This window comes from Cellvibrio sp. UBA7661 (genome assembly GCA_002483365.1).
Taxonomy (GTDB): Bacteria; Pseudomonadota; Gammaproteobacteria; order Pseudomonadales; family Cellvibrionaceae; genus Cellvibrio.
Map to the genome: position 1 here is coordinate 33446 of DLHT01000007.1, position 12490 is coordinate 45935.

Sequence of the window (12490 nt, forward strand, 5' to 3'; positions counted from 1 at the left end):
TGAAATAGGGGCAAACCCTGTGCACGGATGCAGCAATCAATTATGGCAACTGATCCGTGGACTATTCGATGAATCAATCCCTTCCCATTCTTAACCGTATCGCCGCCGGTGTTGTGGGCGGCTATGCCTTCACCTGGGGCTTTTGCGCTATTGGTATTGCCGCTTTGGCTGCTTTGGGGGTGAGTGTGCACGCCGCTGAACTGGGGGTGATGCTGTTGGCCTTTCTGCTGTTTCTCTGTCTGTTTTTATGGGCATTTGCTGCGCAAAGTATGGTGAAAGTTTGGGTTGTGTTGGCGGGCGGCGCAGCCCTTATGAGTGGCGCGGCGCTGCTGTTACAGCGCTCCTTGGTTGGATAGGGCAAGGGTTATAGGGTAGGAGATAGACCATGCATAACAATTTTCGCGTGTCCATGACCTGGGTGCACACCTGGTTCGGCCTAGTACTGGGTTATGTGTTGATGGCGTGTTTTTTCTTTGGCGCGCTCTCCGTATTTGACCGTGAGATTGACCGCTGGGCAATCCCGAAAACCCGCTTTGAGCCGCAGCCCATGCCATCCTTCGATAACCTGCTGATGGATGTCTATAAAAAGCTGGAACCACACCCCGTTGATATGGCTGCCACTGCCGAGCGGGTGATTGGCGATTTGCCCGATCCGAAAACCATGCCGTTGGTTTCGTTTTATGCCTACACCACCCATCGCGATCCGGTGTTGGCGATTGGCGGCGAATTCAGTATCCCTAATAAACCTAAAAATCCCGCTGACGACCATTTACATGTACACGGTTGGGCGACTATCGACCCGCGCACCGGTGAGGCCATTCCTGACGATGCGTTAAAAATCGGCAGCGGCTGGTTTTACCCCATGCACTACAGCCTGAATTTTCATTGGAATAATCTGGGTTACTGGATTGTGGGTTTTGCCGCGCTGATGATGCTGGCCGCACTGGTGACCGGCGTGATTATGCATCGCAAGATTTTCAAAGAGTTCTTCACTTTCCGCCGCGAAAAACGCCTCCAGCGCAGTACGCTGGATTTGCACAACATGAGTGGCGTGGTAGCGCTGCCGTTTCATTTCTTTTTTGCGCTCACAGGCCTGATTATTTTTGCCGGTATTTATTTGCCGGTCAGTCACACCATGCTCAAGCCATTGCATGACCAGCATGAAATACTGGATGCCGAGCGCACCGGCTTGCCGCACGAAGCGGCCGGTGTGTACGCGCCTATCGCCTCGGTCGATGCCATGGTGGCCGAAGCCAAGCGCCGCTGGGCTGCACGCGATATGGCGGGTGAGGTGGGTTATGTATTTGCTGACCACCTCAACGATGAAAATGGCTATGTGAGTATTTATCGCGCCGGTAGCGACCGCGTTGCCTTGGTCGGCGAGCCGATTCACTTCAAGGCCAGCACCGGCGAAGTGCTGCGTGAAGAGCCGCCTCAAGCCGCGGTCTTTGAGATCAACGAATTCCTCACCGGCCTGCACCTGCAGCACTTCGAACACTGGATGTTGCGCTGGTTGTACGTGATTGGCGGCTTGCTCGGCTGCGTGTGTATCGCCACCGGTTTTATTTTCTTTGTCGAAAAACGCAAACAGCAACACGCCAAACTTAACAGCCAAGGCGCGCGTTTGGTGGATGCACTGGCCGTTACCACCGTGACCGGCATGGTGATTGCGGCGATTGCGATACTGGTGGCCAACCGCCTGCTTCCGGCCGATCTGACGGGCAAGGGCGAATGGGAAATGAAAGCCTTTTGGGGGGCTTGGTTATTGGCCTTGATCCACGCTGGTTGGCGCAGTGCGCCGGTAGCCAAGGCGATGGCGAATCCGGCGTGGCGTGAGCAATGTTGGGTGATAGCGGTACTCGCGGTAGCAGCGGTTATCCTCAACTGGGTGACCACGGGCGACAACCTGATCAAAACCCTGTTTACCGATACCTACTGGGCAGTCGCAGGCGTTGACTTGAGCCTGCTGGCTACAGCCGTTATCGCCTTGTGGACCGCGCGCAAACTCAAGCAGCGTGCACTGGCACCGGTTGGTGACAGCCCGCGCCGTGCTGCACATGAGCCAGTCGTTGCCGGTATCGATATGGCAGCGGAGGTGAAAAATGGCTAACACAGGTTTTTTGTTATTGTTCGCCGCACTCATGGCGCTGACCAGTTTTGCCTGGTTGGCGCTGGCGATGGAGGTTCATTGGAAAAAAGTTCAGGAAGGTCGCGCTTCAAATCATCCGGCTAAGGCTTTGCGTGTAATGGGCTGGGTTGGTCTGTTGGTTACCGCCATCCTCTGCTTTATGGCAGATCGTCCGTCCATGGCGGTATTGGTGTGGATTATGTTACTGGCCGCGACTGCCCCATCCGTCGGTATGATTCTGTCGTGGCGACCAGGATGGCTGCGGTTCTTTTGGCCTGCTCGATAAATCCGATATCAATAAATAGAGCGGGTCTCGCACCCGCTTACCCGTAAGTTGCTTTTGTTTCCTGTACCTGCCCCGGCGTATCAATGTCGATGCGCGCGCGTAGCCAATCGGCAAACTCTTTTTCGCTCAATGAGCCATCGACCAGACCGATCATAGCGGCATATTTTTCTTCATCACTCGCTATCAGGTTGCCGTGATTCAGTTTCAGAAAGACGCGATAACAAACATGTGCGGTGCGCTTATTGCCATCAACAAACGGATGATTGCGCGCAAGGCCAAAAGCCAGGCTCGCGGCCAGGTCGGCTAAATCCGGCGGTGGGTCGCCATAAGTGAACAGTTGCTGCGGGCGCGCCAGCGCAGAATCCAATAATCCTTCGTCACGTACGCCGCTGCCCCCACCATGTTCTGCGAGTTGGCGGTCATGAATGGCCTGCGCCAGTGTTTTGCTGATCCAGGCGATCATGCTTCATCTCCTTATTGAGCCAATTTATGCAGGACTTGACGGTCTTCACGCATGATCTGCTCCGCCACCTCCATTTGCTCTGCAAGAGTGGGGTCGAAGGTGGTGAGCTTAATGCCGTCTGGTGTTTCCAGCAGGTAAACATCATCGCCTTTGGCTAAACGCAGGCGCGCGAGAACCTCTTTAGGAAGAATTACACCAGCGGAATTGCCGATAGAGGTGATTTTGAGTTTCATAAGTGCTCCATTACTCTGTTATAACAAATGGTATAACGGGTTGATGGTAGCAGTTTTGTGCTTATTTGCGAACTGTGCTCTCCGCAACAATGCAATTGCGGCCATTTTGTTTGGCCTGATACAAGCGGCGATCCACTTTATTAATAAAATCCGTAAGCAAGTCATCCTGTTCCGGTATTGCAGTGCCCACGCCCAGGCTGATGCTTAACAACTGGTCGATGTGCGATTTCTCGTGCGGGATCTGCAGTGAAAGAATGGCGCTGCGGCAGCGCTCGGCAACGGCCAGTGCCGCTTCTGCGTTACTGTCCGGCAATACCAACACAAACTCTTCCCCGCCAAAGCGCGCCACAAAATCCCGCGCCCGCGCGGCCGATCCGGTCAGTGCCTGACTGACGCGTTTAAGGCAATCATCACCTTGCAGATGGCCGTAGTGATCGTTGTATTGTTTGAAGTAATCAATATCCACCATCACCAGTGACAAAGGCTGGTGCGTGCGTTTGGCGTTGAGCCATTCCACTTCCAGCACCGAATCAAACATGCGCCGGTTGGCAACACCGGTCAGGCCGTCTTTAAAGGATAAGGTTTCCAGCTCTTTTTGCAGGTCGATCAGCTTTTGCTCGGTCTGTTTGCGCTCGCTGATATCAAACATAAAACCAACCAGCGATTCCACTTCTCCCGCCGGATTGCGTACCACGTGCACCACATCGCGGATCCACACAAAGCGGCCATCACTGGTTAGCGCGCGGTAGTCCGCCTCGTGGTCAACTCCGGCTTGGGATTGGCTCACACAAAAGTTGACCACACGCTCGCGGTCTTCCTCGTGCATACGTGCCGCCCAGTCTTGCACCGACACCCAAGTATCCGGCTCCCAGCCCAACAGCTGTTTGATTTGCGGGCCTATGTAAGAAAAGGTGAGCGTGTTCCAGTCAATTTTCCAGGGAATGGCTTTAGTGGATTCCAGCAGGGTTTTATAGACGCTGGGGTCTTCGTCCACAAAGTGGCTCATGCGCTTCTCCATACAGACAAAGGAGAAAATATACGCCACGTGTCAGGGTGGATGCTAATAAAAAAACGCAGGCACAGATCAAATCTTCACAACTGGCAAAGATCCAATACTGTGCCTGCGCTCAACACTCAGGTAATCAATATTTCACTTGCAGGCTCAGGCTGGTACGGCGCTCGTTGTAGAACGCTGAATCAACGTTGGACTCCCACTGGTTGTAGTACTCCTGATGTTCCTGGGTCAGGTTGGTGACTTGCAGCGCGACAGTCATGTTTTCAATGAATTCATAACTGACCGACGCATCCACATAGTTAGTGGGTTTTTGGAAGTACGCGAATTGGTACTCGCCCTGCAACGTGCGACCAACATACATTTTGCTGCGGTAGTTATGGGCGATACGCGCCTGAATACCATTTTGCTCGTACCAGAGTGCGAAGTTGGATTGATATTCAGAGTTGTTGATTCCCGGCATGGTTTTACCGTAGTAATCCTGGTCCGAACCTTCACTGGGTGAGTAGGTGAAGTTGGCGTCTACACCGAGGCCACTCCAGAGTCCCGGCAGGAAATCGAGCGATTGTTTGTAACCAAACTCCAGTCCGTGTGTTGCATCGCCTTTCTCATCGAAACTGATAATCGAATCAATCGGCACAACACCGGTAAATTGTCCGGTTTCCGGATTGTAGCCGCGCACTACGCCATCATCATCCGCAATGTCCGAACGATAAATGCGCGTGTTTTCAATTTGCGTTAAACCCTGAACCCAAAACAAACCGAGGCTGACCATACTGCTGTCATTTAAATACCACTCGTAACTCAGGTCGGCGTTGTATTGCAAATTAGGCAGCAATGCAGGGTTGCCGATTTGCGAGCCTGAGTTGGCGCAGGCAACGGGGCCGCCATTAGGGCGAGTGATGTTACAGGAGTTAGTGCGGTTGACATTGAGTCCGCCGCCCAGAGAATCAGTGTCATGGGTGCCGATGGTTTTGGTAAATGCAAAACGCAACACTTGTTCATCGTTTAAATCCATCGACAAGTTAATCGCGGGCAGGATTTCATCGTAGCTGTTAACCGTGGTAATTGACTCGCCTACTGAGGCAACCATCCCCGGGCCAAGTAAATAGGTCTCGCCGTTGATCACAGTAGATGCCGCAGAACCCGCAACACTTTGGGTGATGGTGTATTCGGTATCGATATAGCGCAAACCCACATTACCGCGCAGTGGTTTACCAAATACTTCCGTTTCCAGATTGCCCTGAATATAGAACGAACTGGTTTTATCTTGCACTTCGTACACGTTGGCCGCATCTGCAACTAACATATGTGGGCCGTACATTTTTTCATGCCAGGCAATCGGATTATCCATCGCTTTCGGGTTAATGAAATAAACCGTGCCCAAGCCTGAGGTGCCATAAAAATCGCTAATGCCTTTAATCATTCCCTGTTCATTTAAATCAGTGAATGAAATGGGATCGACATAAGATTCGCCAGTCACAGGTGCAGGGGAAACGGTATCTTTCCAGCGCGCGACAAATGCATCACCGTATTCGTTGGTTCTTAACAAGCCGCCAATCCAACCATTTTTTTCAACATTGCGCTCACCGTAACGCAAACCAACATCAACCGAGGTGAAGGTATTTAGCAGCGGTGTATCGAATGCGTAATTGGAATCCAAACGGACAATGTCCATGTCGGCATTTGAATAGGTGCCGGTCAGGTTGGCTGACTTGGGGCTGTAACGATTCAAATTACTGCCGAAGGTTTCATTGACGGTTGTGGTGGTGCCATCCGGATTGGTGATCGGTAAATTCGTACCGGGCAATACCCAATGTTGTTTGCCGCCGGAGTAAGCGATGTGAATCGGAACTTGAATTGCGGTGCCATCCACTTCTGTGCCATCCGGCAGCAGTGCATTAAAGCTACCGTAGCCCCAGGGGTTAGCCCATGACTCTTCACCATTCGCAGGGCGATATTTGTCATTGATTTGCGAGCCGTCGGTGAGTGTTGAGTCAACTGTGCTGTTGGCTTGGTCATCCACTGCTTCGCCGTGCAACCAACGCAATTTTCCGGTCAGTGGGCCACCGTTATCAAATGACAATTCGATATTGGTGTTAGTCGATTCTTTGTCGGTCGCGATAGTTTGGTTTTGGGTTTTGGCTAAACGTGTTTGCCACAACGCCGATGACATGGTGTACAGATTGCCCGGCAAGGTAATTGCCTCACCATTGCGATGCACAATATTGTCGTAAGCCTCGGTTGCGCCGTCATCCGGTGTGGCCCAGCCGATAATACTTTGCCATGACTGTTCGGCTACAAATGCCTGCATATAAATATGCTCATCCAGCTTGGTGTAAAACACATCGCCAGTCAGTTGGAATGCATCGTTGATCTGGTATTGCATCGAACCATTTACACCGGTTCTTTCGCGGTCAATAAAACGGTTGGCGGCTTGATGGCCTTCAAAGGTGTAATACACATCGTTGCTATCGCCATCGCCGTTAACATCCACATTGCTGGCAACATAACCGGTTTCTTCACTGGCAAGGTTGCGCCAACCTGACCAGCGGCCGGGGTTGCCGCCTTGCGAGCCATTCCAGTAATCCGCCAGGTAAGAGGTGCCGTAAGAAAGGTTTAACGATGCCCCGAATTTATCGTCGTTGTTGTAACCAAAAAATCCGGAATAAGAACCATCGGTCTCTTCTCCCAGTGCGCCTTGAATGACTTCCACTTTACCAACGGCAGTAAAACCATCTTCCAATAAAAAAGGACGGTTGGTTTTCAAATTGATGGTGCCCGCCAAACCGCTTACGACATTTTTTGCTTCGGCAGATTTAAAAACTTCAATGCCCGATACCATAGTGGAAGGGATGTCAGCAAAATTAGGCGATACGGTAGTAATAGAACCCGCTGCCAACATTTGTTCGCCATTGAGTGTGGTGGTGATATTGGAGTTGCCGCGGATATTGACGCCGGTTCCTTCGCCGCCGGTGCGCGTAATTTGAATGCCGGGAACACGTTGCAGTGAGTCGGCGATGGTCGCATCGGGTAATTTACCAATGTCGGTTGCAGTAATCGCATCCACCACCGAGCTTGCATTGCGCTTGGTGTCTATCGATTGCATAACCGAGTTGCGCATCCCGAGTACAACCACTTCTTCAACATCGTTTTGTGCTGACTCTTGTGCAACGGCAATACCGTATGGGTGCAAGGTTGCCAGAGCAACGCCCAGATAAACCAGATTATTTTTAAAAGCGGTTTTTTTAAATAAATGTTTTGTATTTGGGAAAAACATAATTCGTTCCTGTTTGTAAATTCGCTGGGTGACGTTCAATTTTTTTTGCTGCGCGCAATGGGCAGCCAAATTCAACGTCGATAAGTAGCGCCCGGTGCGGGCGCTACAAGTGCGCTAATCATTCAGTTATTCAAAGCTGACATCGTCGATGTAATAGCTTGATTCAGTAGCACTGTTGACCGGCCCCATGAAGCGCACGCCCAAACCACTGAGCTCACCGCCCATATCCGAAATGTCCAGAGTCAACTCTGCGCTGCCATTAACCAGCGCAACAGCACCGCCATCTTTCCAGGAGAAATTTTTATCTTTAGCGAATAATTGCGCTTGTGTGGCGTTGCCGGTATTAACCGCGTGCACGGAAATTTTCAGCGTGGTTACATCACCCAACAACAAGCCACCGGTGGGATAAACTTGCAGGATGATATTGTCGTCGCCGTCTTTCAGTTGAGTGGTTCCGCCCAAGGACAAGCTGCCGGATTTACTCCAGTCACTTGCTAAATGAATGCCACTTTCCGGCGACCAGTTTTTCTGGAATTCCCAGTTGCCAGTGCCTTCAAAGTCGTAGATCACATCGCTATCCAATTTGACGGTGTCGATATAAAAACCGGCAGCAGTGCTGGTGCTATCGAAGCCTTCAAATTGCACACCGAGACCTTGCAATGTGGTGAGCGCAGAGACATCAATTTGCAATGTTGCACTGCCCGTTGCCGATACCGAACCTGAGTCCAGCCACATCCAGTCAGCGCCGTGCTTCACAAATAATTTTGCGGTGGTTCCTGCACCGGCATTTGCTGCATGCGCAACCAATGTGAGTGTTTGTTTGTTGGATACATCAATACCGCCAGTGGGATAAGCCTGCAGCACAACGCTGGTGGGGGCATTTTCTTTACTCAAATCTTTGATAACGCCCAGGGATTTTTTGCCAGTATTGCTCCAGTTACCCGAGAGGGTTGCGCCCAGTGTTGCTGACCAATTTACCTGTGCTTCCCATGGTGCAACGACTGGCTCAAAGTCATAGAGCAAGGTATCGCCCAGCATGACTTTATCGATTGCAAAAATGGCGTTGGTGCTGGCGGGATCAAACCCTTCAAACTGCACACCAATACCCTGCAATTTATCCAATGCCGATACATCCAGAGTCAGGGTGACATCGCCTGCAGTAGACACTGCACCTGAATCTACCCACGCCCAATCATCACCGTGTTTTACAAACAGTTTTGCGGTAGTGCCTGCGCCAGTATTTGCTGAATGTGCAACGAGTGTCAGTTGTTGTGCATCGCCAACATTAATGCCACCAACCGGATAAGTTTGCAGCACCACACCGGTAGGTGAACTCACAAGGCTTAAATTTTTAGTGATTGATAATGCGTGTCCGCCAAGTGCCGACCAATTGCTCGATACCGCTGCACCGGGTACGTCGCCCCAGTTAATTTGTGCACCCCAGCTTGCAACCGGCAATTCAAAACCGTCGTACAAACCCGCTTCTATTTTTGCGCGGCCACCGGGAACGTCATCCAGATTAAGGGTGCCTTCAAATTCGTAACTGGCTTTGAGTTCAGCTGCATCGGCATTCAGTGGGCCGTATTCATTGCTGCCTTGTGAATTCCAGGTAACAAAAAAAGCCCACCACGCGTTTTGTTGATGCATTAATGCGATATCAGGAATAGTGCCGGTTTCTGTGAGCGCAACTAATTTTTTGCCATCAAAACGATCTTTTAATGTAGTGAATTCTGATTTGAATGGGTTGTCGGCATTTTTGCCGTCGTAACCGTCATAGCCAACGATATCGACGTAAGCATCGCCCGGATACCAATCTGCACTCAGTGAACCTGCTGCGGTATAAACCCAAATTAAATTATTTAATTGATGCACATCGGTAAAACGTTGATACATGATTTTCCACAGCGCTGTTAACGATTGCGCATCCGATGCACCCCACCAAAACCAACCGCCTTCTGCTTCGTGCAATGGCCGCCACAGCAATGGAATATCGGCATCAGCAAATTTTTTCAGCTCTGCAGCTATGTCATCCATATCGGAAATCAGCGCCTGATAATCAGCACTGTTGGTATCCGCCAAAGCGGTTTTTAAATTGAAATCCGTGGCGGTGCTGTAAAAGCCGGAATACCAAGCGGTATTACCACTGCCGCTGCAGTTGGTGTCTTTTAATTTAGTGGGTGAGTTCCAATGCCACAGCGGAGAGAGAATGACATTTTTGGTGTTGTGTTCATTAATCATGTCTTCGCTGAGAACGCCGGGTTCTGCACCGCAGGCAATACGTGAGCTGGAGTAATCCATTAAATCGAACGCCACAATCGCAGGAGACAAACCGCCGGTAATTTCAGTGATTTTATTAAAATCACGCAGGCCGGTTTTATTGCCCAGATCGTTGTAATCCATAAATTCGGTTTGACCACTCAGTGTTTTTGCACCGTAGTTGCTGACCAAAAATGCCATCAAATCTTTTGTAGCAGCCGTTGCATTGGCATTTACTAAATTGGGTGCAACCGCTAAAGGTTTGGTAGGTTGTGGAGCAGGAATTAATAAAATGCTATCGATACGGTAGTAATTCCAACCGCCGCCAATTTCAATGCTGTTGCTACCCTCATTAATTTTAATGACATCGACACGTGCGTTGTTCCAGCTGCTGGTAGCGAGGAATGGCACATTCGCATCAACACCATTTGTTTTCACCACTGCTTGTTTGCCACCATAAGAAGCGGGAATTGCATAGCGCACAAACAGCGTATAAAAACCTGCACCAATGGTTTTATCGTCTACGGTGCTGCCTGAGGGAATTTGATAAATTACTTTTGCGCCGGGGGTGATGTCGGCGGTGTGGGAACCCGAAGCGCCGGAAATATAATTGGGGCCGTTGCTAACCAAGGTTGCACCACCGGCCAGTGTTGAAAATGCAGTGTCTTCTGCTTCAAGCGTGATGATGACCGATGGATCGTAAACAAGGATTTCAATTTCATCGACCAACGGATTGCCGCTGGCATCGTTAATAATATTTCCCGCGCTATCACGTGCAGAAATGCGGAATTTGAATGTTTCCAATCCATCTATATCGGGCGATGGAAAGGTCAGATTGGGCGTTGACCAATCGCTGACACCGGTAATAGGGGTTCCGCTAATTTGTTCCCATTTCACGGTTTGGGTGGTAACGGTACCGACCAGTCGGCCAGACAAGGTAATCGTTTGGCCTTTTTCGTACTCGGCATTATCACCGGCAATCACACCTAAATCCCGTTGCTCGGGCGTATAGGCCACATCATCGTTATTGATTTTTGACCCGCTTCCGCAGCCGCTTAACAGGCTCAGGCAAAGTGATGCGAACAGTAAAAGCTTCATTCGCTTTACAGTTTTTAAAATGAGCATTGGAACACCTCGATGTAGTAGATTCCGGTCTGGTTATAAGTATTGGGTGTGCCTTTTCCGTGTGCGGAAACAACAGGGTTGTCGGGCGCGCACCGGGTCTTATGGATGAAGGGCACAGGCGGGGCGAATTGGAACCCCTGCGCAATATTATTTGTAATCGATTACATTTTGAAAGAGAGTATTTGTAAATTTTCAGTTGGATGTGCATCCAAAAATTTGATGAAATTTATTATTTTTTTATTTTATCGATACAAATCAATGATTTAATAATTTTATTGGCGCATTAATTATCTTATTTGCTATTGAGAATGTAATTGATTAATTGGTAACCGTTTACATTTTTTGTTACTTATGGTGACGACAGAAGGGGGTCATCGCCTTCATCACTATTATGGTGAAGGCGATATTTTTTTTAATTCGCTTGAGGCAATCGCGCGATTACTTTGAGTTCAACATCAAATCCCGCCAGCCAGTTAACGCCAATCGCCGTCCAGTTTGGGTAGGGGGCTTCACCGATGTTTTTTTCCCTCACTGCCATAAAGGTTTCAAATTGTGCCTCTGGGTCAGTATGGAAGCTGGTGATATCCACCACGTCTTCAAAGCCACAACCGGCGGCTTTTAATACCGCGTTCAAATTATCAAACGCCAGTTGCACCTGACGCGCGTAATCCGGCTCTGGCGTGCCATCTGATCGGCTTCCTACTTGCCCCGACACAAAAATCAAATCGCCGGATTGGATAGCGGCGGAATAACGGTGTTGCTCATAAAGCGCGTGGCGCTCTGCGGGAAAAATGGCTTTGCGATGGTTCATAGTCAATTCCTCTTTAATGAAGCGGGTGTACCGGCTTCATGAATAAATAGATAAATGGGTAAATCGATAAATAAATCAGTAAATAGATAAATAAGTAGATAGGTAAAAAGTTGAGTTACTGGATCGACCTTATTAACATACGCAGCGTATGTTAATAATAAATACATACGGCGCGTATGTAAATAGAAAAACAACCGGAGTTATCAGTTTTATGAAGCGGGCTGAAAAAGTTGAAGAGACGCGCAACAAGCTTATCCAGGCAGCGCGCAAGGCATTTGCAGAAAAAGGTTATGCGGCAGCCTCAATGGACGACATCACCGCATCCGTAGGGCTCACGCGTGGCGCGCTCTACCACACCTTTGGTGACAAGAAGGGTTTGCTGATGGCGGTGGTGGATCAAATTGACACGGAAATGGCATCCCGCGCGCACGCCTCGGCGGCCGAAGCCAACAGCCTATGGGACGGTCTGGTTGCCGAAGGTGAGGCGTACATCCGTATGGCCCTCAACCCCGAAGTGCAGCGCATCGTTCTGCTGGATGGCCCCGCTGTCCTGGGTGATCCATCGCAATGGCCCAGCCAGAATAACTGCCTTCAAATGAGCATTAGCACCATCAATAAGCTGATTGAGGAGGGCACCATTAAACCGGTAAACGCCGAGGCCGCCGCACGCCTGTTAAACGGCGCCGCACTAAATGCTGCGCTGTGGGTTGCAGCCAGCAGTAACCCCGAAGAAGTTGTTAATAAAGCGATTGAAGCATTTAAGTGGATGCTTGATGGGTTGAGGGTAGTGTGAGGTTAGGTTTCATGTTGATAGATAACAATTCTGTTGGCGCGACAATCTAATACAGATAGCACGACAATCTAATACAGGATTATTTTTAAGAGAAAAGCAAACC

The 12490-nt window shown here is 49.9% G+C and carries 10 protein-coding genes; 4 read left to right on the forward strand and 6 right to left on the reverse strand.

The window, feature by feature from the left end:
• Window positions 1-68 precede the first annotated feature (68 nt).
• The 3 genes from B2739_RS07050 to B2739_RS07060 are packed head-to-tail and all read left to right on the forward strand — an operon-like array spanning window position 69 to window position 2414.
• The gene (locus B2739_RS07050; RefSeq protein WP_331345161.1) at window positions 69-356 is read left to right on the forward strand and encodes an iron uptake protein; all 288 of its coding nucleotides are present in this window, start codon (window positions 69-71) and stop codon (window positions 354-356) included.
• Between the two features lie 29 nt (window positions 357-385).
• Window positions 386-2110, forward strand: coding sequence for a PepSY-associated TM helix domain-containing protein (locus tag B2739_RS07055; RefSeq protein ID WP_331345162.1), 1725 nt, complete (start codon window positions 386-388; stop codon window positions 2108-2110).
• Window positions 2103-2414 (forward strand): DUF3325 domain-containing protein, encoded by a 312-nt coding sequence (locus B2739_RS07060; protein ID WP_331345163.1) that lies wholly within the window; start codon window positions 2103-2105, stop codon window positions 2412-2414. The genes B2739_RS07055 and B2739_RS07060 overlap by 8 nt, the downstream gene beginning before the upstream one ends.
• Window positions 2415-2451: 37 nt before the next feature.
• Here B2739_RS07060 and B2739_RS07065 read toward each other — a convergent pair whose 3' ends face one another.
• The 6 genes from B2739_RS07065 to B2739_RS07090 all read right to left on the reverse strand — a co-directional run bounded on the left by B2739_RS07065 (window position 2452) and on the right by B2739_RS07090 (window position 11594).
• Entirely contained in the window at window positions 2452-2877 is a 426-nt protein-coding gene (locus B2739_RS07065) for a type II toxin-antitoxin system death-on-curing family toxin (RefSeq protein ID WP_331345164.1), read from the reverse strand.
• A gap of 11 nt (window positions 2878-2888) precedes the next feature.
• Complete coding sequence (locus tag B2739_RS07070) at window positions 2889-3110, reverse strand: AbrB/MazE/SpoVT family DNA-binding domain-containing protein (RefSeq protein WP_331345165.1); 222 nt, start codon at window positions 3108-3110, stop codon at window positions 2889-2891.
• Between the two features lie 61 nt (window positions 3111-3171).
• On the reverse strand, window positions 3172-4116 hold the full coding sequence (locus B2739_RS07075; RefSeq protein ID WP_331345166.1) for a sensor domain-containing diguanylate cyclase: 945 nt from the start codon (window positions 4114-4116) through the stop codon (window positions 3172-3174).
• A 136-nt stretch (window positions 4117-4252) separates the two neighbouring features.
• Window positions 4253-7402, reverse strand: a complete 3150-nt coding sequence (locus B2739_RS07080) for a TonB-dependent receptor (RefSeq protein WP_331345167.1) — start codon at window positions 7400-7402, stop codon at window positions 4253-4255.
• A 126-nt stretch (window positions 7403-7528) separates the two neighbouring features.
• Window positions 7529-10756, reverse strand: a complete 3228-nt coding sequence (locus B2739_RS07085; RefSeq protein WP_331345168.1) for a glycosyl hydrolase — start codon at window positions 10754-10756, stop codon at window positions 7529-7531.
• A gap of 439 nt (window positions 10757-11195) precedes the next feature.
• Complete coding sequence (locus B2739_RS07090) at window positions 11196-11594, reverse strand: RidA family protein (protein ID WP_331345169.1); 399 nt, start codon at window positions 11592-11594, stop codon at window positions 11196-11198.
• 211 nt (window positions 11595-11805) lie between these two features.
• On the opposite strand from B2739_RS07090, the gene B2739_RS07095 reads away from it, so the two are divergent.
• Window positions 11806-12387: a TetR/AcrR family transcriptional regulator gene (locus tag B2739_RS07095; RefSeq protein WP_331345170.1), complete on the forward strand. Its 582-nt coding sequence runs from the start codon at window positions 11806-11808 to the stop codon at window positions 12385-12387.
• The last annotated feature ends 103 nt before the right edge of the window (window positions 12388-12490 follow it).

What these genes read in the sequence shown, in the direction of transcription:
- B2739_RS07060 (WP_331345163.1), top strand. Translation starts at nt 2,103, where the DNA reads ATGGCTAACACAGGTTTTTTGTTATTGTTCGCCGCACTCATGGCGCTG.
- B2739_RS07095 (WP_331345170.1), top strand. Translation starts at nt 11,806, where the DNA reads ATGAAGCGGGCTGAAAAAGTTGAAGAGACGCGCAACAAGCTTATCCAG.
- B2739_RS07085 (WP_331345168.1), bottom strand. Translation starts at nt 10,756, where the DNA reads ATGAAGCTTTTACTGTTCGCATCACTTTGCCTGAGCCTGTTAAGCGGC.
- B2739_RS07090 (WP_331345169.1), bottom strand. Translation starts at nt 11,594, where the DNA reads ATGAACCATCGCAAAGCCATTTTTCCCGCAGAGCGCCACGCGCTTTAT.
- B2739_RS07055 (WP_331345162.1), top strand. Translation starts at nt 386, where the DNA reads ATGCATAACAATTTTCGCGTGTCCATGACCTGGGTGCACACCTGGTTC.
- B2739_RS07065 (WP_331345164.1), bottom strand. Translation starts at nt 2,877, where the DNA reads ATGATCGCCTGGATCAGCAAAACACTGGCGCAGGCCATTCATGACCGC.
- B2739_RS07075 (WP_331345166.1), bottom strand. Translation starts at nt 4,116, where the DNA reads ATGAGCCACTTTGTGGACGAAGACCCCAGCGTCTATAAAACCCTGCTG.
- B2739_RS07080 (WP_331345167.1), bottom strand. Translation starts at nt 7,402, where the DNA reads ATGTTTTTCCCAAATACAAAACATTTATTTAAAAAAACCGCTTTTAAA.
- B2739_RS07050 (WP_331345161.1), top strand. Translation starts at nt 69, where the DNA reads ATGAATCAATCCCTTCCCATTCTTAACCGTATCGCCGCCGGTGTTGTG.
- B2739_RS07070 (WP_331345165.1), bottom strand. Translation starts at nt 3,110, where the DNA reads ATGAAACTCAAAATCACCTCTATCGGCAATTCCGCTGGTGTAATTCTT.